Below are 20,073 nucleotides of genomic sequence, written 5' to 3'. Positions count from 1 at the left end.
CGCATGTGGACCTGGCTGGCTCGGTTGTTCCGACCCAAGGCCGCCGTGGCGCTGCCCCCGCGCCCGCCGCCGCCGCCGCCCCTGACCTCGCTGGCCGATCTCGACGCCCTGATCGACCGCTGCGGCCTCGCCCCCGCGCGGGACCTGATCCTGTCGCGCGCCATTCCCTGCGTCCACATGATCGCGGGAGGTCCGGCCGCTGATGCGTCCCTCGGGACCACGCGGCTCGGCGGCGCGCCCGACCTGCCCGTCGGCAGCGTCTGGCCCTCGAGCGAATACGGCGCCTGCGGCTTCCTCGGTCAGTTGGACCTCGCCGACGTTCGCGCCCGCGCGGGCGCCAGCGACCTGCCGTCCGAAGGCCTGCTGTCGGTGTTCGTGGACTTCATCGACAGTGCGGCGGATCCCGTCCCGGTGAGGGCGATCCTGACCCCGCCCGGGGTTCCGCTCGAGCGCCTGACGCCTCCGGCTGACGAGGACGATTACGGCGCCTACACCGGCTGGCTCAATCCGGTCGAGGTCGCCGCCTTCGCGCCGGGGATCGATGTCCCCGCCTCCGACCCGCGCCTCGGCGACCGCATCGCGGCGCTGGCCCCGGACGGAGACCTCGACGCCCTGCAGGACGGGCTCTGGTCCCGGCCGGAGGGGGCCATCGGCCAGTTGCTGGGACTGGGCTCCGACCACGACGGAACCGACCTGCGCCGGGCCATCCATGCCCGCCAGATCGGCCGCCCCGGCCTCGAGCGCTATGACTTCATCAGGGATTGGGAGGAGTGGGAGCAGCTGAAGACCATCAGCCATCCCTTGCCGAACGGCCGGATCTACACCCCCTGGACCGCCGCGGGGGACGACGACGTGCGCTTCCTTCTCGCCAACCGGGCCACGGTTGACGCCGAGGTCGCGCGCCTGCGCCTCCTGCTGATGATCCAGTCCAACAAGCCGATGAACCTCTGGATCAACGACGCCGACCCGATCTTCGTCTTCATCCCCGCCGACGGTCTCGCGCACGGGGATATGTCCGAACTCCATGGCGCGGTCACCCAGGGCTGAACCGCGTCGCGATCACCGCGCCCTGTAGAGCGCCGCCATCCGGGCGGCCGTCGCGCCCATCGCCGCCCGCAGCGCCGCCGGCGCCAGCACCTCGGCTTCCGCGCCCAGACGCTGGAAATCCATAGCGGCGTGTTCGATCGACTCGATCGGAACCTCCAACTCGACCCATCCGTCCGCGCCGATCGCCGCCCCCGCGGCTATCCGCGCCTGTTCCACCCCCAGCCGGGCCAGCCGCTTCAGCCCCGGAGCGGTCAATCGCAGGATCGCCGTCCCGGTGAATATCTCCGCCTCGAACCGCCGCGACGTCTCCTCCCACCACGCCCCCAGATCGAATCCCGCGGGCCGCTCGAAGGTCTCCTCCAGCGTGGTCAGGGACAGGATGTTCGACACCCGGTAGGTCCGGGGCTCCCGCCGCCGCCCCTCCGCCGGCCGCGCCGCCAGATACCAGAGGCCGCCCTTGAGGATCAGGCCCAGCGGCTCCAGCCTCCGCTCGACCTCCCCCTTCCAGCTCTCGTAGCGCAAGGCGATGCGGCGGCTGTTCCACACCGCCTGGGCGATGGCGGGCAGGCGCTCGGCCTCGTCGGGGTTCTGGTACCAGCCGACCGGATCGAGGTGGAACCGCCCGGCCAGCCGATCCGCCGCCGCCTGCCTTTCCGGCGGAAGCGCGGCCAGCAGCTTCAGCTGCATGGTCGTCACCGCCCCGGAGAAGCCCATCTGCGCCGCCGGCCCGGACAGGCCGCCCAGGAACAGCGTCTCGGCCTCGGCGTCGGTCAGGCCGGTCAGACGGGTGCGATAGCCGTCCAGCAGCTGGAACCCGCCGGCCCGGCCGCGGTCGGCATAGACCGGCGCGCCCGCCGCGCTCAGCTGGTCGATGTCCCGATAGATGGTGCGCACCGACACCTCGAACTCGGCCGCCAGGGCCTCGGCTGTCATCCGCCCCCGGGTCTGGAGCAGTAGCAGGATGGAAAGCAGTCGGCTGGCGCGCATTTTTCGACACTAGCCGATAAATCCTGACAACAGGTGTCAGGTTATGGATCGTACTCCTCTCGCATCGTCCCTTGAGAAGGAGCCCCCCATGTCCGCCGAACCCGTCGAAACCCTGCCCGGGATCCACGACTTCGATTTCATCCACGGCCGCTGGAGCGTCGCCAACCACAAGCTGAAGGTCCGGGGCGTCGGCTCCGACGACTGGGACGAATTCCCCTCGACCGCATGGTGCGAGCCGCGTCTGGACGGCCTGGCCAACGTCGAACAGATCGACTGTCCGGCGCGCGGCTGGACCGGCATGGCGGTTCGGTCGTTCGACATTCCCGCCCGCGAATGGGTCATCTACTGGATCAGCAGCGCCAACGGCGTCCTGCAGCCGCCTGTCCGTGGCCGCTTCCACGCCGAAGGCTGCGTGCTGGAAGGGCCTGACAGCGACGGCGGCCGGCCCGTCATCGCCCGCTACATCTGGTCCGACATCACGGCCGGCAGCGCCCGCTGGACACAGACATTCTCGTATGACGGCGGCGCGACCTGGGAAACCAACTGGGTCATGGACTTCACGAGGGCCGCCGGATGACCGACCGGCCCCATCGCCGCGCGGTCGTCGGGGGCATGGCCGCCGCCGGCACGTTCTTCCCCGCCTGGAACCCCGCGATCGCCCGAACCCCGGAGAGGCCCATGATCGTCAGCCCTGTCGTCGAACTGCGCCAGTACACCCTCCATCCCGGCAAGCGGGATGTCCTGATCGACCTGTTCGAGCGGGAATTCGTCGAGGGACAGGAGTCCGTCGGCATGACCCTGATCGGCCAGTTCCGCGACCTCGACGATCCCGACCGCTTCGTCTGGCTGCGCGGCTTTCCGGACATGGAGGCCCGGCGTCTCGCGCTCGAGGCCTTCTATTTCGGCCCCGTCTGGCAGGGGAACCGCGATACGGCCAATCCGACCATGATCGACTCCGACAATGTCCTGCTGCTCAAGCCGCTGGACGAGGCGTCGGGCTTCACCCCGGGCGAGCGGGGTCCGCGCGGAGCGTCGGGCCCCGGCGCGGGGCGGATCATCGCCGGCGTCCACGCCCTGAAAGGATCTGACGATCCGCTGCCCGAGCGGTTCCGGCGCGAGGCCGTCCCTGTCTTGCGGGACGTCGGCGCCGCCTCCCTTGCGGTGCTGGTCACTGACGGCAGCGCCAACACCTTCCCGCGCCTGCCGGTGCGCGAGGGCGAACCGGTGCTGGCCTGGTTCGCCGCCTTCGTCGATCCCATGGCCGCCGACTCGATCCATCATGTCTTCACGGAGCAGTCGATCCAGCGCCTGCGCCTCGAGCCTACGGCCCGGTCGCGCCTGCATGGATAGGCTCCCTGTCCGGACTTGCCACGACCGGACGGACGGCGGATGAGGGGAGCCATGCGCTCCGCCCTGATCATCGCCGCGTTCGCCGCGCTCGTATCGAGTCCCGTCATGTCCCAGTCCCCGTCCGTTCCCAACGCCGCGCCGTGGGACCAGCCCTTCCTGCCGCCCGCGCCCGCATGGGACGGCGTCAGCCGGGCCCTGCTGCGCGACGCCTCCGACCCCTGGGTCACGGCCTTCGAAACCGATCCGGACCACGACTTCAGCCCGACCTATGTGGACACCCGGGCCTGGTTCGACCGGCTGGACGCCGCCTCGGACCTGATCCGCATCGAACAGTTCGGCGTCTCGCCCGAGGGGCGGCCGATCTACGCCGTGATCGCCTCGAAGGACGGCGCGGCCTTCGATCCGGCCAAGCCCGTGCTGCTGGCCCAGGCCGGCATCCACCCGGGCGAGATCGACGGCAAGGACGCGGGCATGATGCTGCTCCGCGACATCGCCTTCAACGGCAAGGACGACCTGCTGGACCGGGTCAATCTGATCCTGATCCCCATCCTGTCCGTCGACGGCCATGAACGCGCCTCGGCCTACAGCCGTCCCAACCAGCGCGGCCCCCGCATCCAGGGCTGGCGCAATACGGCGGCCAACCAGAACCTGAACCGCGACTATCTCAAGCTGGACCAGCCCGAGATGCGGGCGGTGCGCGGCCTGATCCTGAAATACCGGCCCGATCTCTATGTCGACATCCACGTCACCGACGGCATGGATTACCAGTACGACGTCACCTGGGGCTTCAACGGCGAGAACGGCGCGTATTCGCGCTCGCCCGCCACCTCGCAATGGCTGAACGACGTCTTCAAGCCGGCGATCAACGCCGGGCTGGAAGCGCAGGGCCATATCCCGGGCGAGCTGGTCTTCGGGGTCGACGACCGCAACCCCCGCGCGGGCCTGTCGGACGGCGGCCTCGGCGAACGCTTCTCCAACGGCTGGGGCACGGCGGCCCACGTGCCGACGATCCTGATCGAGAACCACAGCCTCAAACCCTATGAGCAGCGGGTGCTGGGAACCTATGTCTTCCTCGAGGACGCCCTGCGCCTGCTGGCCCGCGACGGCGCCGCCCTGCGGGCCGCGATCGGGGCGGACAGCGCCCTGCGTCCCGCCGACATCCCGGCCAATTTCCAGGCCGATCCGACCCCGGCCTACACCCGCAGCTTCAAGGGCATCCTCTACGAGACCTGGGACAGCCCCGCCTCGGGCCGTCAGGAAATCCGCTGGCTGGGCCGGGCCGATCCCGAACCCTGGGCCCTGCCCTTCTTCGGCTCGAAGCCGACCCTGACCCTGCGGCGTCCCGAGGCCTACTGGGTGCCGTCGTACCGGGCCGACATCATCGAGCGCCTGCGCCTCCACGGCGTGTCGATGGAGACGCTGGACGCGCCGCGCACCGTGTCGGTCGAGATGCTCAGCCTCGACGACCCCAGGCTCGCCGCCCGTCCCAACGAGGGGCATGTCCCGGCAACCGTCGCCGCCGTGACACCGCACCGCCGGGACTGGACGTTCCCGACCGGCTCCGTCCGCGTGCCGACCGACCAGCCGCTGGGCGACGTCGTCGTCCTGCTGCTGGAGCCGCAATCGAACGAGAGCTTCTTCGCCTGGGGCATGTTCCCCGAGGTGCTGAGCCGCGTCGAATACATCGAGGGCTACGCCATCGCTCCTCTGGCGGAGCGCATGCTCGCGGCCGACCCGGCCCTGAAGGCCGAGTTCGAGGCAAAGGTGGCCGCCGACCCCGCCTTCGCCGCCGACGGCGACGCGCGTTTGCAATGGTTCTACGAGCGAACCCCGTTCTATGATGACCACTACCGGCTCTATCCGGTGGCCCGCGAGAACTGAGCCCGCCATGACCCCCGAACAGTTACTGGCCTTTCGCACCGAAGCCTTCATGGCCGTCGCCCTCTGGACCGGCCTGTCGCTGTTGTTCGTCCTGTTCCTGTCGCTGAGGATCAGCACGGGCCGGCGCCGCCTGAAGGTGTCGGTCGGCGATGGCGGCCAGCCGGAGCTGACGGCCACGACCCGCGCCTTCGGCAACGCCATCGAATACATGCCGCTGGCCCTTGTCGCCCTGGCCGTCGTGGCGGTCTTCTACAGCGCGGCGATCGTGCACGCGCTGGGCGGTGCCTTCCTGCTCGGCCGGGTGCTGCATGCCTGGGGCATGGCGCAGGAGAAGCAGCCGGCGGCCGGGAGGATGCTGGGCATGCTTCTGACCTACGTCCCGTTCCTCGGCATGGCAGGACTGTTGATCTTCACCGCCTTCTCCTGACGGCGGTTGCACCCGTGGGGCGGCCCGGCCATATCGGGGCATGACCTCCCCGCGTGACGCCGCCGCCTCTCCCGACATCCTGCCCGATCTGGTCGCCGCCGCCCTGAGGGCCGGCGCCGACGCCGCCGAGGCCGTCTCGGCCGAGCGCGCCTCACTCTCCGTCGGGGTCCGGAACGGGGCGCTCGAGGAGGTCGAGCGCGAGGAGAGCCGCGACCTCGGCCTGCGTGTCTTCATCGGCCGGCGCCAGGCCACCGTCTCCGCCTCCGACCTGTCCGACGCGACCCGCGCCCGGCTGGTCGAGCGCGCCGTGGCCATGGCCCGGCTGGCCCCCGAGGATCCCTACGCGGGGCTCGCCCCGCAGGACCGCCTCGCCAGCGGCCCCTTCCCCGAGCTCGACCTGTTCGATCCTTCCGGGCCCGGCGCCGCCGACCTCGAAGCCGCCGCCGCCGAGGCCGAGTCCGTCGCCCTGGCCGTCGACGGCGTCGCCCGGTCGGAGGGCGGCCACGCCTCGGCCTCGTCCAACCGCTGGCGGCTGGTCACCTCGCACGGCTTCGACGGCGCCTGGCGCGGCTCGGCGTTTTCGCTGGGCGTCGGCGTCATCGCCGAAAAGGACGGGGCCATGGAGCGGGGCGGCGAGCACCGCGCGGTCCGCCACCGGTCGGACCTGCCGTCGGCGCGGTCCATCGGCGAGGAGGCGGGCCGCCGCGCCGTGGCCCGCACCGGTCCGCGCAAGATCGCCTCGACCACCGCGCCGGTGGTCTTCGAGAATCGCGTCGCGACCCAGGTCCTCTCGCCGATCCTCGGCGCCATTTCCGGCCCCTCGATCGCCCGCGGCACGTCCTTCCTGAAGGACCGCCTCGGCCAACGGATCCTGCCCGAGGGGGTCGATCTGGTCGACGACCCCTTCCGCCCCCGCGGCCTCGGTTCCGCGCCGTTCGACGACGAGGGCGTGGCCGTGACGCGCCGGGCCATCGTCGAGGACGGAATTCTGACCACCTGGCTGCTGAACAGCGCCGCCGCCGCCCAGCTGGGCCTGGCCTCGACCGGCCACGCCTCGCGCGGCCTCGCCGGCCCGCCGGGCGTCTCGACCCACAATCTGCACCTGGAGCCCGGCGAGCGCGATCTGGACGGCCTGATGGCCGGGGCCGGTTCCGGCCTGCTGGTCACCTCCATGTTCGGCCCCTCGCTGAACGCCAACACCGGCGACTGGTCCGCCGGCGTCTCCGGCTTCTGGTTCGAGAACGGCGAACGGGCGTATCCGGTCAGCGAGGTCACCGTCGCGGGCCGGCTGACCGACCTCTACGCCCGCCTCCAGCGCGGGTCGGACCTGGAGTTCCGCGGCAGTTTCAACAGTCCGTCGCTGCTGTTCGACGGCGTCGCCATCGCCGGCAAATGAGCGATCTGGCGGCCGATCTCGACCTGATCCGCGGCGCGGCCGAGGCCGCCGGCCGGCTGGCCCTGTCCGAACGCGACGCCGGGCTGAAGATCTGGTCCAAGTCCGGCGGCTCGCCGGTCACCTCGGCCGACATGGCCGTCGATCGCCTGCTCAGGGACGCCCTGCTGTCGGCCCGACCCGACCACGGCTGGCTGTCGGAGGAAACCGCCGACACCGCCGACCGCCTGTCGAACCGCCGCATCTTCGTGGTCGATCCGATCGACGGCACCGTCGCCTATATGAAGGGCAAGCCGTGGTGGTGCATCCCCATCGCCGTGGTCGAGGACGGCCGGCCCGTCGCCGCGGTCATCCACGCTCCGGCCCTGGGCGAGACCTTCGCCGCGATCCTGGGCGGCGGCGCGAGCCTGAACGGCCGGCCGATCACCGCCTCGGACACCACCGATCTGGACGACGCTTCCGTGCTGGCCGACGCGCGCCTGATCGAAGGCCCCCACTGGCTGGAGCCCTGGCCCGCCATGCGGTTCGAAAAGCGAAACGCCATCGCCTACCGCATGGCCCTGGTCGCCGCCGGGGCCTTCGACGCCGCCATCAACCTGACGCCGAAATGGGACTGGGACGTCTGCGCCGGGGCCCTGATCGTCGAGGAGGCCGGCGGCCGGGTCAGCGACCACCACGGCCAGGCCTGGCGCTTCAACCAGGCCGATCCGCGCCAGAACAGCCTGGTGTGCAGCGCTCCGGCGCTTCACCCGTTGATCGTGCGGCGCACAGCGCCTATTCCGCTGGCGCCCCGCTAGCTCCCCCTGTCCGGACCCGCCCATGCCCGCCGAACCCGACTCCCCCCAGCTGCTTCACCTCGTCATCGGCGGCGAGTTGCGCCACCTCGACGCCCCGGTGTTCCGGGACCTCTCCAAGGTCGAGTTCGTCGGCGCCTATCCGAACTACGAGGAGGCCCGCAAGGCGTGGAAGGCGCGGGCGCAGGCGACGGTCGACAACGCCCACATGCGCTATTTCATCCTGCACGCCCACCGGATGATCGATCCGCGCGGCGACGCCGACGCGCATTGAGGCGGAACCCGGTCTCGGACTGAGGCGCTTTCAGGCGTATACTGTCGCGCCTGAACCGGAGAGACCCGATGAACACCATCCTGATCGTCCTGGTCCTGCTGGCGCTTGGCGTCGGCATCGTCGTCTGGGCCACCCGCAAGAAGCCCTCGGCCACCACCACCGGTCCGCGCGAGGCCGACACGGCCTGGAACGATCCGGTCACCCCCGGCGAGCCCGCCCGTCCGGGCTCGCGCCCCGACGTCTTCGCCGACGCTCCGCCGCCCGCGACCTCCCCGTCGCAGGAGCCGCGCCCTTGACCCTGTTCGGCCGCACCCTCGGCGGCGAGGAGATCGCCAGCCTGGTCTTCCTGCTCCTGGCCCTCGTCATCTGGCTGATGGCGTGGCGCGGCGAGCGCGATTGGACGCGCTGGTTCCGCCGCTGGGAGGCCGACCGCAAGGCGCGGCGCGAGATCGAACTGGCGCCGGGACAAGGCGGCGACCGCCCGCCCCCCTCCTCCGGAGCGCCCCGCGGCCCCTGGGGCTGACTATTCGCGCCTGAGCAGTCGGTCGGTCAGGATCGTGCCCCACCAGCCGGCCTTGAACTCGGCCCGGATCGCCTGCGGGTCGTAGGCCTCGCTGTCGACCCAGTCGATGAAGCTGACCCCGGTCGGCTCGACCTCCTTCAGGTATTTCTCCAGCGTGTAGTCCAGCACCCCGGTCAGCCCCTCGCGGTGGTGAAGGTATTTCTTGTCCAGCTGTTTGATCGCCTCGGAGATCGGCTCGCCGAGGTGGAAATGCCGGTACAGCACCGCCATCATCCCGGCCCGGTCCGCGCCCGACTTGCAGTGGATCAGCACCGGATAGTCGATCGTCCGGAACAGCGCCCGCGCCCGGTGGATGCGGTCCTTCTGCGGTGGATCGCGACTGTCCAGCGGAGCGTCGATCAGGGTCAGCCCCAGCCGCTCGCACGCCGCCTTCTCCAGGGCGTAATAGGCCTCGTCCCGCGCCCCGCGCAGGTTGATGACCGTCCGGATTCCCTGCGACTTCCAGTACGCCAGCTGCCGCGGCGACGGCTGGTTGGTCCGCACCAGGTCCGGCCCCAGCCAGTGGGCGTTCATGAACCATCGCCTCAGGAAGGCGTGATCCTTCCAGACATAGTCCCACTTCGCCCTGAAGCGGCCGGCCGGGGTGGTGAGGTCGTAGCGAGGCATCGGCACGGAGATAGAGGGTCCGGCCGCGCCCGTCATCCCGGATGAGGCGAATCCGCGGCCTCGCAGGCGCCCCTCGCGGACCAATCCCGGGTCGGCCGTCTCCGACCGACCCGGATCGCCTGATCAGAAGGCGACGCGCATGACCAGTTGCCAGACCGGACCGGCCGACTCCGTCTCCAGCTCGTATTCGTCATGGTCGCGAGCGATCTGGGCGGCCTGGTCGTCGAACTTGTCGAAGACCTCGTCCTTGGAGCTGTCCAGCAGGTTGGAGCCGGCCAGGCGGACCACCGTATTGGCGAAGATCTGCTTCTCCACGAAGATTTCCAGGTCCGCGCCGTAAGACGTGCGCACCTCCTCGGCCCAGACCCGGCCGAAGGCGTCGCCCTGTTTGCGATAGGTGGCGCCGAAGGCCGCGCCCCAGGTCGGAATGTCGTGGGTGAAGCCGAAGTTGACGACATAGTCGGACTGGTCGTTGAAGCGCCGCTCGCCCGGATCGTCCTCGACCTCGCTGTCCAGCCAGGAGGCGTTCAGGAACACGCCCGTGGTCTCCATGCCGATGAAGTCCAGCGGCGTGGAAAGGTCGAACTCGACGCCATAGACCTCGCCGTCGCCGACGTTGTCGATCGACTCCACGAAGGTGCCCGGACCGCCGCTGCCCTCGACCCCGGTGTTCACATCTTCGATCAGGTCGGTCACGTCGCGATAGAAGACGTTGAAGCCGACCACGCCACGACGGCCCAGTCGGCGCTCGAAGCCAGCGTCGACACCCCAGGCCAGTTCCGGCTTGAGGAAGGGATTGCCGCGGAAATCGTTGTCGCCGCGCTCCTCCTCGAGGGTGGTCGGGGCGAGATCGTCGAAGTCCGGCCGACGGATCGTTCGAGCGATCGACAGCGTCAGACGATCGGAGTCCGACAGCCGGTAGCGCAGGCTGGCCGACGGCAGCAACTCGGCATAGTCGGTCTCGATCCCGGCGATCGTGGCGTCGGTCATCTCATAGCGAAGGCCCGCCTCCCACTTCAGCGCGCCCATGTCTCCCGAAACCATGACGTAGGGGTCGATCCGGGTCTCCTCGATGGCGTAGCGGGTCGTGTTGAACACGAAGGGCGGCTGCGCCGGGCGCGGCGCGGGCGCGTTCGGAACGTTGAAGCGGACGCGGTCGGCGGTGTCGGTCACCGCCTCGCGCTCCTTCGACACGGCCTGGACGCCGAACTCCAGCTCGAGGGCCTCCCCCAGGGCGCGGGTGTGTTCGACGGCTCCCGAGATCTCCTCGTCCATCAGGTCGCGGATCTCGAAATCGGCCGTGAAACGGTCTTCATCCGGGAAGGGCAGGCCGTCGCGCAGATATTCGGCTTCGTTCTCGAACTCGGTCTGGGCGTCGTCGAACGAGGCATAACCCAGCTTGAACCGCGTCTCGCCGCCAAACATGTCGCGGGCGTAGCGGCCGCGGAGCGCCAGATTGTCGGTGCGGATGTCGACGTTGTTGTCGTTGATCGTCAGCAGATTGGCCTCGGTCTCGACGCCCTCGTCGTACTCGATCGAATCCTCGTCCTGGAGGCGGTCGGTCCGCACGAACACGGCCGACAGATCCAGTCGGCCGCCGGCGACCGGGGCTTCCCAGGCGGCGTTGACGGAATAGTCGCGCCCGTCGCGGACGTCGGTCTGGACCTCCGTGTTGTCCAGGGTCCCGCCCGGCTCATCGAAACGCTGGCTGTACTTGTTCTTCGGATTGCGCCGGTCCTGCACGCTCGCGCCCAGCAGGAAGCGTCCTTCACCCAGGGCGCCGCCGTAGACGGCGCCGAAGGTGCCGCCGATCTCGTCGTCGGGGAACAGGATCGCGCCCGCCCGCGTGTAGCCGCCGTCGAGCGCCATGGCGTCGCGCAGCACGATGTTGATGGCGCCCGCCACGGCGTCGCCCGAGCGGTTGGCCGAGGACGAACGCACCACCTCGACCCGCTCGATCAGCTCGGCCGGAATCCGGTCGACGAAGAAGGAACGGTCGACGCCCGAGCCGGGAACGCGGTCGCCGTTGATCAGGATCTGGGTATAGCCCGGGTCCAGGCCCCGCAGGCGGACGCCGTCCGCCTCGAGGATGTCGGACAGGAAGGTCACGCTGGGCACGCGCTTCAGCGCGTCGCCGACGGTCAGGGGCTCGAACCGCTGGAAAAACTCCAGGTCGTAGGACAGCGTCGGCACGACGTCGTCCGTGCGATTCCGCATCACCGGCTCGCCGGTGACGATGACCTCCTCGAGCGAGGTGGCCGGCTCGGTCGACTGGGCCGAAGCGATCCCCGCCAGGCTCAGCGGCGCCAAGGCCGCGCCCAGCATCAGGTAGAATTTCATGGAAGGCATCCCGCATCCCCGGCTGGCCCCCACGACCGCCGGACACGGCTCCGCTAGGGGGCGACGGCGACGGAGGCGCGACGCTTTCAGGACACCGGCTTGGCGGTTTTCCGACCGGCTCGCGACGGTCGCTCCCGGCACGGAGGGTCTGCAATATTTCCGACGCTGAACCGTCACCGGGGTTCGCTTGAACCGGCCGGGTGGTCATGGTTTTCCGCCAGCCTTGGGCTTTACGGGCGGGATTCCATGCGGGACAGACTTCTGGCGGCGGCGGGCATGGCCGCGCTCATCTCGCTCGCGGCCTGCGCCACCCCGGCGGATCGTCCCGGACAGGGGGCCCGGGTGTTCGCCGCCCTGGAGACGCCCTCGGTGGGCACCCGCAACGCCGACGCCGCCGACGACCCGGCGATCTGGAGCGGGCCGGAGACGACGCTGAACGGCCGGCGCGTGACCGGCTTCGTGGCCGGCACGGACAAGAAGGCGGGCCTGTACATCTACGGTCCGGAGGGGGCGATCCTGCAATTTCTCCCGGACGGCCTGCTCAACAACGTCGATGTGGCGACCCTGCCCGGCGCGTCGGGCGAGGTCGTCCTGGGAGCCAGCGATCGCACGCCGGGCCGCGCCGGGGTGGCCCTGTTCCGCTTCGACCCCGTCGCCGGCGGCGCGGTCGCCCGCTGGGGCTCCCTGCCCCTCGACCTCGACGAGCCCTACGGCTTCTGCATGCGGCCCTGGCGCGGGGAGTTGCACGCCTTCGTCGTCGGCAAGGACGGCCAGGTCCGCCAGCTGGTGATCTCCAGCGGCCCGGACGGCCAGCCGCGGGGTCGCGAGGTTCGCCGCTTCGCGGTCGGCTCGATCTCGGAGGGCTGCGCCATCGACGCCGACAACGCCGCCCTCTACCTCAACGAGGAGGGGGTCGGCGTCTGGCGCTACGGCCTCGATCCCGCCTCGGGCGACGCGCGCACCCGGGTGCAGGCCGTCGACGGCGAGCGGCTGACCGCGGACGTGGAGGGCGCCGCCATTCTGTCGAACGGCGCCGGTTCCTGGCTGATCGCGTCGAGCCAGGGCGATTCCGCCTTCGCCGTCTGGCGCATCGGCGCGGGCGACCCGGTCTGGGTGGGGCGGTTCGCCGTCCATGCGGGTCCGGGCGGGGACGAGGTCACGGGGACGGATGGCCTGGACGCCCACGGCGGTCCGTTCGGCGCCTTCCCCGAGGGAGTCGTGGTCGTCCAGGACGACATCAACGACGGCGGTCAGAACTTCAAATACATCGACTGGCGCGACATCCGCCGCGCGCTCGCCTTCTAGCGCCTTCCCCGGGCGCCGGGGCCCCGATCAGGCGGCCGCCGCGCATTCGCGACGCACCGCCGCTTGACTTGCGTCCCCAGCCGTCCGACCTCGGACCGATGATGACGCCCGCGCCCGCCGCTGACGAGAAGGAACCGGTGCGCCCGCTGCTGGCCCGCATCTGGCGGGACTATCTCTCGCATCACCGGACGCCGCTGTTCCTGTCGATCGCCTGCGCCGCCGTGGTCGGGATCATGGCCGCCACCGTGCTGCAGCTGCTCGAGCCGGCCATCGACGGCCTGTTCCTCGGTAAGGCCGTGACCATCTGGGGTGTCTTCACCGTGCCGGCCGGGCGGGCGCTGGTCTGGATACCGGTCGTCATCGTCGGCGCGGCCCTGATCTGGACCGCCGCGGCCCTCGGCCAGGCGGCCCTGGTCAACCGGCTGGGCCACGGCATCGTCGGCGACATCCAGGTCCGGCTGTTCGGGGCCATGATCCGCGCCGACCTCGCCCGGCTGCGCAGCCAGCATTCCGGCGGCTTCGTCTCCTCGGTCCTGTTCGACGCCAATCTGGTCCGCGAGGCCTTCACCAACGGCGTCGTCAACTACACCCAGCACGCCCTGACCCTGGCGGCGGTGATCGGCTACATGGCCTGGACCGACTGGCGGCTGACGGCCATCGTCCTGCTCGGCGCGCCGCTGATGGCCCTCGTCATGCGCCGCTTCGGCAAGCGGATGCGCAAGGCGACCACCGGGGCCATGGTCGAGACCTCGAACCTGTCCACCGCCCTGATGGAGAACCTCGACGGCGTCCGCCTGATCAAGATCGAGAACCGCGAGGCGGCCGAGCAGGCGCGGGTCGGCGAGGTCGTCGCCCGCCGCCAGCGCCACGTGATCAAGAGCGCCGACTCGCGCGCCTTCGCCGGCCCCTTTTCCAACCTGGTGGCCATGATCGTGGTCGCCGCCGTCATGGCCTACGCCGGCTGGCGGGCGCGCGACGGCGCCATGAGCGTGGGGTCCTTCGCGGCCTTCATCGGCCTGCTGATGGCGGCGGGCCAGTCGCTGCGCCAGGTGACCAACCTCCAGACCGTCATGTCCGAGGGCCTGACCGCCGCCCGGCGCCTGTTCGCCGCCCTCGACATCCAGCCCGAGATCCGCGAGGCCGCCGACGCCGCCCCGCTGGAGCCCGGCCCGGTCACCGTGGCCTTCGACCGGGTCTCCTTCGCCTATGGTCCGGCCTCGGACAGCGGCGCCCCGACCCTGTCCGACGTCTCCCTGACCGTCGCCCCGGGCGAGACGGTGGCGCTGGTCGGCCCCTCGGGCGGCGGCAAGTCGACCCTGCTGTCCCTCCTGCCCCGCTTCTACGACGTCACCGCCGGGGCCGTGACCGTCAACGGCCGCGACATTCGCGAACTCAGACTCCACGACCTGCGGGCCGGGATCGCCCTGGTCACCCAGGAGCCCTTCCTGTTCGACGACACCCTCGCGGCCAACATCGCCTACGGCCGCCCAGGGGCGACGGCCGAGGACATCGTCGCCGCGGCCCGGGCCGCCGCCGCCCACGACTTCATCACCGCCCTGCCCGAGGGCTACGCCACCCGCGCCGGCGAGGCGGGCCTTCGCCTGTCCGGCGGCCAGCGCCAGCGCATCGCCATCGCCCGCGCCTTCCTCAAGGACGCCCCCATCCTGCTGCTCGACGAGGCCACCTCGGCCCTCGACACCGAGAGCGAGGCCCTGGTCCAGGCGGCGCTGGAGCGGCTGATGCGAGGCCGCGCCACCCTGATGATCGCCCACCGCCTGTCCACCGTGCGCAACGCCGACCGCATCCACGTCGTCGAGGCCGGCCGTATCGTCGAGACCGGCGATCACGCCGGACTGGTCAGGCTGGGCGGCCTCTATTCCCGGCTCGCGAAACAGCAGTCGCTGGACGGCGACCCCGTCACGGCGGTGCTATGAGGCCGCTCCGCAATCCGGTCATACAGGCGGTCCTCGCCTGGACGCTGGCGCAATGGATGCGCTTCTGCTTCGCCACCATCCGCTGGACGCACCGGAACGAGGGCGTGGCCGAACAGATCTGGGCCGACGGCGGCGGCGTGCTGTGCGCCTTCTGGCACTCGCGCATCGGGCTCAGCCCCGCCTGCTGGCCGCTGGACCGGGCCCAGTCCGCCAAGGCCCTGATCTCGCTCAGCCCGGACGGCCAGTTCATCGCCAGGGCCGTCGCCCGGCAGGGGTTCCCCGCCATCCGCGGCTCGTCCTCGAACAAGGACAAGGCCGACCGGGCCAAGGGCGGTTCCCAGGCCCTGCGCGACGGCTTGCGCCAGCTCAAGGTCGGCGGCCTGGCCATCACGCCGGACGGCCCCCGCGGCCCGATGCGGGAAATGGCCGAAGGCCTGCCGCTGCTGGCGAAGCTGTCGAAAGCGCCGGTGCTGTTCATCGGCCTGTCCTGCAAGCCCGCCATCCGCCTCGCCAGCTGGGACCGCGCCCTCCTTCCGCTGCCGTTCGGACGCGGCGCCATCGTCTGGGACATCGACCGCTTCCCTGAAGGCGCCGAACTGGCCGACGTCGCCCTGGACTGGACCCGGCGCCTGACCGCCGTCGAGGCCGAGGCCGACGCCATCGTCGGCCTGGAGCGCGTCTAGATGAGCCCCGCCCTGATCGCCTGGCGTCTGCTCACGCGGATGCTCGAGCCGCTGGCCCCCCGCCTGCTCGACGCCCGCGCCAAACAGGGCAAGGAGGATCCGGCCCGCGTCGACGAACGGCTCGGTCGCGCCTCGGCCGCCCGCCCCCCCGGCGACCTGGTCTGGCTGCACGGGGTCAGCGTCGGCGAGACCCTGTCGCTGCTGCCCGTGGTCGAGCGCCTGCGCCGCCAGCGGCCCGACCTGACGGTGCTGGTCACCTCCGGCACCCTGACCTCGGCGACCCTGCTGGCCAGACGCCTGCCCGAGGGCGTCATCCACCAGTTCGCCCCGGTCGACGCGCCCGGCGCCGTGGCCGGCTTTCTCGACCACTGGCGGCCGTCGCTGGCCGTCTTCGTCGAGAGCGAACTGTGGCCCAACCTCATTCTCGAGGCCCGTCGGCGCGGCGTGAAACTGGTCCTGGCCAGCGCCCGCATCACGGAGAAGACCGTCGACGGATGGCGCCGTTTCCCCGGCGCGGCGCGCGAGATCCTGTCCGCCTTCGACCGCATCCTGCCCCAGGACGAAACCTCGGCCGCCCGGCTGGAAAGCCTCGGCGCCCGCATCGACGGCCATGTGAACCTGAAGCTGGCGGGCGCCGCGCCGCCGCATGATCCGGGCGCCTTCACCCGCCTCAGCGCCGCCATCGGCGACCGGCCGGTCGTGGTCGCCGCCAGCACCCACGACGGCGAGGAAATCGCCCTCGTCCGCGCCCTCGACAAACTGGCCGACCGGCTGTGCCTGATCCTTGTGCCGCGCCACCCCGAGCGCAGCGCCGCCATCGCCGCCGCCCTGGGTCGCGACGGCTACCGCTTCGCCCTGCGCTCCCAGGGCCGCGAACCGGACCGCGACACCGACATCTACATCGCCGACACCCTCGGCGAGATGGGGCTGTTCCTGCGTCTGGCCGATGTCGTGGTCATGGGCGGCTCCTTCTCCGCGGCGCTGGAGAAGCCGCCGGTGGGCGGCCACAATCCGCTCGAGCCCGCCCGCCTCGGCAAGCCCGCCGTCACCGGCCCGGACATGACCAACTGGGCCGCGGTCGCCGCGGCCCTGGTCGAGGCCGGCGGCCTCCGGGTCGTGGACGCCCCCTGGGACCTGCCCGCCATCCTCGCCCCGCTGCTGGCCGACGACGGCGCGGCGCGGTCGATGGGCGAGTGCGGCCGCCGGGCCGCCGCCGAGGCCGGCTCCGGCCTCGACCGCCTCTGGGAGGCCGTCACGCCCCTGCTTCCCCTCGCCCAAACCTTCCCGGGCCTGCCGCGAGGCCGGCGATGAAGCTCAACACCCCCCGCTGGTGGTACACCCGCGACGCCCGCCACGGCGCGGCGGCGCGCACCCTGCTGAGGCCCCTGTCCTGGGTCTGGGCCGGCGTCACCGCGCGCCGCATCGCCCGCGCCGAGCCGGTCGACCCCGGCGTTCCGGTCATCTCGGTCGGCAATCTGACCGTCGGCGGCTCGGGCAAGACGCCGGTGACCCGCGAGGCCATCCGCCTGCTGCGCGAGGCGGGCATCGACGCCCATGGCCTGTCGCGCGGCTATGGCGGATCGCTACGCGAGCCGACGCGCGTCGACGCGGCCATCCACACCGCCGCCGACGTCGGCGACGAGCCCCTGATGCTGGCCCTCGGCGGCCCCACCTGGATCGCCCATGACCGCGTCGCCGGCGCCCGCGCCGCGGCGGCCGCCGGCGCCGCGATCATGATCCTCGACGACGCCCACCAGAATCCGACCCTGAAGAAGACGCTCAGCCTCGTGGTCGTCGACGGCGAGACCCGCGGCGACGAATGGCCCTTCGGCGACGGTTCGGTCTTCCCCTCGGGGCCGATGCGGGAAAAGCTGCGGACGGGCCTGTCCCGCGCCGACGCCGTCGTCGTCCTGCTGCCCGCCGACGCCCCGGGCGTCGATCCCGAACTGCTGGCGGCCTTCGGCGACCTGCCGGTCCATGTCGCCCGGCTGACCCCCGCCGCCCCGCCGCCCAGGGGTCCCATCCTCGGCTTCGCCGGCATCGCCAAGCCGTGGAAGGTCGAGCGCGCCCTCGACGCCGCCGGGGCCGAACTGGTCGACTTCGCCCCCTTCCCCGACCATGCCGCCTTCCGCGACGCGGACCTGGCCTTCCTCGCCGACCGCGCCTCCCGTTTCGGCGCCCGGCTGGTCACCACCGAGAAGGACTGGTTCCGCCTGCCTCCCGAATGGCGGACGCGGGTGATTTCATGGCCGGTGAAGGCGACCTTCGAGAACGAGGCCGCCTTCCAGGCGCTGCTTCTGGGCGCGGTCCGGACTTACTCGGCCCGGTAGATCTCCCCGCCGCGCATCACGAACCGCACCCGCTCCAGCTCGGTGACGTCGGTCAGCGGGTCGCCCACGACCGCGATCAGGTCCGCCGGCATCCCCGCCGTGATCCGTCCGGCCTCCTGCGAGATCCGCAGATGCGCCGCCGCGTTCACCGTCGCCGCCTGGATCGCCTCCAGCGGCGTCATCCCGGCCCGCACCAGCAAGGCGAACTCCTGGGCGTTGTCCCCGTGGGCGGACACGCCGCTGTCGGTGCCGAAGGCGATGCCCACCCCGCCTGCATGGGCGCGCCGCACCATGTCCAGCATCTTCGGCCCGGCCTCCAGCGCCTTGGCCGTCTGGGCCGGGGTGAAGAAATTGTCCGGCCCCGAGGCGATCCGCCCCACGAAGTCGCCGGCCATCAGGGTCGGCACCAGCCAGGTCCCCTCGCGCCGGAACAGCCGGATCGACTCATCGTCCAGATAGGTGCCGTGCTCGATCGAATCCCCGCCCGCGCGCAGGAAGGCGTTGATCCCGTCGACCCCGTGGGCATGCGCCGTCACCTGGCGTCCCATGCGGTGGGCGGCGCCGACGATGGCGGACAACTCCTCGTCCGAGAACTGCTGGCCCAGACCCGCCGCCGTGTTCGACAGCACCCCGCCCGTCGCGGTGATCTTGATGATGTCGGCCCCGGACCGGACCTGCAGCCGCACCGCCCGCATGCAGTCGTCAGCGCCCGAGCAGATGCTCTCGCCCGTGAAAAGATGCATGATGTCGTCGCGATAGCCGTTGACGTCGCCATGGCCGCCGTGGACCGACACCGACTCGCCCGAGGCGATGATCCGCGGTCCGGGGACGTCGCCGCGCCGCACCGCGTCGCGCAGGGCGAAGATCGTCTGGTTGGTGGCGCCGAGGTCGGCGACCGTGGTGAAGCCGGCCATCAGGGTCCGCCGCGCATAGCGGGCGCCGACGAAGGCCTGGTCCACGTCGGACTGGGTCACCCCCTCCAGCCGGCTGTTCGGGTTCTGCTGGCCGGTCAGATGCACATGGCTGTCGATCAGGCCGGGCAGGACGAAGGAGTCGCGCAGATCGACGATCCGGCCCTCCCCCCCGGCGCCGGAAACGAAGCCGTCACGCACTTCGACGATTCGGTTCCCTTCGATCACGAGAGTTTTATCGCGCTGCACAACGCCGGTCGCGGGATCGGCCAGAAGCCGCCCGATCTGGACGAACGTGGTTCCCCCCTCGGGCGAGACCGGCGTGGCGGCGGGCGTTTGCGCGGCAACGCTTGTGGCTACGAGAGCGGCGCAGGCCGCCAACAGCGATGTGATCGACTTCACGAAATCCTCCCGGAACAGGGCTTGCACCTTAGACCTCAGGGCGTCTGAGCCAAGGCTCAGGTTGAAACACCCGTCACGACCTGAAACAACCCGTGACCTGTTCTGTAACCGTGCGAGGGGCGTCGCATGATTTTGGCGAGACGAGGCTTCATTCTGGGCGGCGCGGCGATCCTGTCGGGCTGCGCTACGACGAGCGCCACCCATGCCTCGGGCTTCCGTCCCCTGGCCGCATCGGCCCAGCCGCCTCGCCCGGTTCCAGCCGCAACCGCCATACAGACCGTCCAGGTCGTCGCCCCGCCGCTCGATCCGCGCGGCGTGGTGCGGAAGGATCTGATGGACCGAGCCATGGCGGCGCTGGACATCCACCACCGCCGGGTGCCGCTGCGCGACCGGATGTATCTGGTCGACTTCCAGAAATATTCGGGTGAGGAGCGGCTGTACGAGGTCGATCTGGTCGCCGGCCACGTCACCGCCCTGCGCACCTGCCACGGCCGCGGCTCGGATCCGGCGCATTCGGGTTTCGCGCGCAACTTCTCCAACACGCCGGAAAGCTACATGTCCTCGGTCGGCGCCTACGCCACCGCCGGCGCCAGCCACGGCGCCCAGCAGGGGCCGAACGTGCTTCTGGACGGGCTGGAGTACAGCAACGACCGCGCCCGCGAACGCGCCATCATCGTCCACGGCGCCGACTACGCCGATCCGGACTTCCTGGCCCGCGAAGGCAAGCTGGGCCGCAGCTACGGCTGTTTCTCGGTCGCGCACACCGACCTGCCCGCCCTGCGCGAGCGCATGGGCCAGGGCCGCCTGCTGTTCGCCTGGGCCTGAC

General features: G+C 71.1%; 20 protein-coding genes. 16 read left to right on the top strand and 4 right to left on the bottom strand.

Annotation, left to right across the window (positions count from 1 at the left end; genetic code table 11):
• Window positions 1-3: 3 nt before the first annotated feature.
• Window positions 4-1,047 carry a DUF1963 domain-containing protein gene (locus Q8Q71_RS09020; RefSeq protein WP_305759254.1) on the top strand — a complete coding sequence of 348 codons (1,044 nt, stop codon included), beginning with the start codon at window positions 4-6 and terminating at the stop codon, window positions 1,045-1,047.
• 12 nt (window positions 1,048-1,059) lie between these two features.
• On the opposite strand, the gene Q8Q71_RS09015 is transcribed toward Q8Q71_RS09020, so the two are convergent.
• Complete coding sequence (locus Q8Q71_RS09015) at window positions 1,060-2,034, bottom strand: YafY family protein (RefSeq protein ID WP_305759253.1); 975 nt, start codon at window positions 2,032-2,034, stop codon at window positions 1,060-1,062.
• 88 nt (window positions 2,035-2,122) lie between these two features.
• Here Q8Q71_RS09015 and Q8Q71_RS09010 point away from each other — a divergent pair, with 88 nt between their 5' ends.
• The 9 genes from Q8Q71_RS09010 (at window position 2,123) to Q8Q71_RS08970 (ending at window position 8,676) form a co-directional block, all read left to right on the top strand.
• Complete coding sequence (locus tag Q8Q71_RS09010) at window positions 2,123-2,611, top strand: DUF1579 domain-containing protein (protein WP_305759252.1); 489 nt, start codon at window positions 2,123-2,125, stop codon at window positions 2,609-2,611.
• 101 nt (window positions 2,612-2,712) lie between these two features.
• Window positions 2,713-3,384 carry an NIPSNAP family protein gene (locus tag Q8Q71_RS09005; RefSeq protein ID WP_305759251.1) on the top strand — a complete coding sequence of 224 codons (672 nt, stop codon included), beginning with the start codon at window positions 2,713-2,715 and terminating at the stop codon, window positions 3,382-3,384.
• A 51-nt stretch (window positions 3,385-3,435) separates the two neighbouring features.
• A complete protein-coding gene (locus Q8Q71_RS09000) occupies window positions 3,436-5,265 on the top strand; it encodes a M14 family metallopeptidase (protein ID WP_305759250.1) in 1,830 nt (609 codons plus the stop codon).
• Window positions 5,266-5,272: 7 nt separating this feature from the next.
• Complete coding sequence (locus Q8Q71_RS08995; RefSeq protein ID WP_305759249.1) at window positions 5,273-5,692, top strand: MAPEG family protein; 420 nt, start codon at window positions 5,273-5,275, stop codon at window positions 5,690-5,692.
• 40 nt (window positions 5,693-5,732) lie between these two features.
• Window positions 5,733-7,088: a TldD/PmbA family protein gene (locus Q8Q71_RS08990; RefSeq protein WP_305759248.1), complete on the top strand. Its 1,356-nt coding sequence runs from the start codon at window positions 5,733-5,735 to the stop codon at window positions 7,086-7,088.
• On the top strand, window positions 7,085-7,882 hold the full coding sequence (locus tag Q8Q71_RS08985) for a 3'(2'),5'-bisphosphate nucleotidase CysQ (protein ID WP_305759247.1): 798 nt from the start codon (window positions 7,085-7,087) through the stop codon (window positions 7,880-7,882). Before Q8Q71_RS08990 ends, Q8Q71_RS08985 begins: the two co-directional genes overlap by 4 nt.
• 22 nt (window positions 7,883-7,904) lie before the next feature.
• Complete coding sequence (locus Q8Q71_RS08980; RefSeq protein ID WP_305759246.1) at window positions 7,905-8,153, top strand: DUF4170 domain-containing protein; 249 nt, start codon at window positions 7,905-7,907, stop codon at window positions 8,151-8,153.
• A 68-nt stretch (window positions 8,154-8,221) separates the two neighbouring features.
• Window positions 8,222-8,449: a hypothetical protein gene (locus tag Q8Q71_RS08975; protein WP_305759245.1), complete on the top strand. Its 228-nt coding sequence runs from the start codon at window positions 8,222-8,224 to the stop codon at window positions 8,447-8,449.
• Complete coding sequence (locus Q8Q71_RS08970; RefSeq protein WP_305759244.1) at window positions 8,446-8,676, top strand: hypothetical protein; 231 nt, start codon at window positions 8,446-8,448, stop codon at window positions 8,674-8,676. The genes Q8Q71_RS08975 and Q8Q71_RS08970 overlap by 4 nt, the downstream gene beginning before the upstream one ends.
• On the opposite strand, the gene Q8Q71_RS08965 is transcribed toward Q8Q71_RS08970, so the two are convergent.
• A complete protein-coding gene (locus Q8Q71_RS08965; RefSeq protein WP_305759243.1) occupies window positions 8,677-9,342 on the bottom strand; it encodes a tyrosine-protein phosphatase in 666 nt (221 codons plus the stop codon). It abuts the gene before it with no gap.
• Window positions 9,343-9,465: 123 nt separating this feature from the next.
• Window positions 9,466-11,682 (bottom strand): TonB-dependent siderophore receptor, encoded by a 2,217-nt coding sequence (locus Q8Q71_RS08960; protein ID WP_305759242.1) that lies wholly within the window; start codon window positions 11,680-11,682, stop codon window positions 9,466-9,468.
• A 246-nt stretch (window positions 11,683-11,928) separates the two neighbouring features.
• On the opposite strand from Q8Q71_RS08960, the gene Q8Q71_RS08955 reads away from it, so the two are divergent.
• The 5 genes from Q8Q71_RS08955 (at window position 11,929) to lpxK (ending at window position 17,934) form a co-directional block, all read left to right on the top strand.
• Window positions 11,929-12,987 carry a phytase gene (locus tag Q8Q71_RS08955; RefSeq protein WP_305759241.1) on the top strand — a complete coding sequence of 353 codons (1,059 nt, stop codon included), beginning with the start codon at window positions 11,929-11,931 and terminating at the stop codon, window positions 12,985-12,987.
• 98 nt (window positions 12,988-13,085) lie between these two features.
• The gene (locus Q8Q71_RS08950; RefSeq protein ID WP_305759240.1) at window positions 13,086-14,921 is read left to right on the top strand and encodes an ABC transporter ATP-binding protein; all 1,836 of its coding nucleotides are present in this window, start codon (window positions 13,086-13,088) and stop codon (window positions 14,919-14,921) included.
• A complete protein-coding gene (locus tag Q8Q71_RS08945) occupies window positions 14,918-15,604 on the top strand; it encodes a lysophospholipid acyltransferase family protein (protein ID WP_305759239.1) in 687 nt (228 codons plus the stop codon). Before Q8Q71_RS08950 ends, Q8Q71_RS08945 begins: the two co-directional genes overlap by 4 nt.
• Entirely contained in the window at window positions 15,605-16,915 is a 1,311-nt protein-coding gene (locus tag Q8Q71_RS08940; protein ID WP_305759238.1) for a 3-deoxy-D-manno-octulosonic acid transferase, read from the top strand. It abuts the gene before it with no gap.
• Window positions 16,912-17,934 (top strand): tetraacyldisaccharide 4'-kinase, encoded by a 1,023-nt coding sequence (gene lpxK / locus Q8Q71_RS08935; protein WP_305759237.1) that lies wholly within the window; start codon window positions 16,912-16,914, stop codon window positions 17,932-17,934. The genes Q8Q71_RS08940 and lpxK overlap by 4 nt, the downstream gene beginning before the upstream one ends.
• On the opposite strand, the gene Q8Q71_RS08930 is transcribed toward lpxK, so the two are convergent.
• Window positions 17,919-19,238 (bottom strand): amidohydrolase family protein, encoded by a 1,320-nt coding sequence (locus Q8Q71_RS08930; protein ID WP_371315948.1) that lies wholly within the window; start codon window positions 19,236-19,238, stop codon window positions 17,919-17,921. The genes lpxK and Q8Q71_RS08930 overlap by 16 nt on opposite strands.
• A gap of 135 nt (window positions 19,239-19,373) precedes the next feature.
• On the opposite strand from Q8Q71_RS08930, the gene Q8Q71_RS08925 reads away from it, so the two are divergent.
• The gene (locus Q8Q71_RS08925) at window positions 19,374-20,072 is read left to right on the top strand and encodes a murein L,D-transpeptidase catalytic domain-containing protein (RefSeq protein ID WP_305759235.1); all 699 of its coding nucleotides are present in this window, start codon (window positions 19,374-19,376) and stop codon (window positions 20,070-20,072) included.
• Window position 20,073 lies beyond the last annotated feature (1 nt).

Origin of the sequence: Brevundimonas sp., assembly GCF_030704825.1 — a bacterium.
Classification (GTDB): domain Bacteria; phylum Pseudomonadota; class Alphaproteobacteria; order Caulobacterales; family Caulobacteraceae; genus Brevundimonas.
Note: the sequence above shows the minus strand (reverse complement) of the source record. Positions and strands in the feature narration are given on the sequence as shown.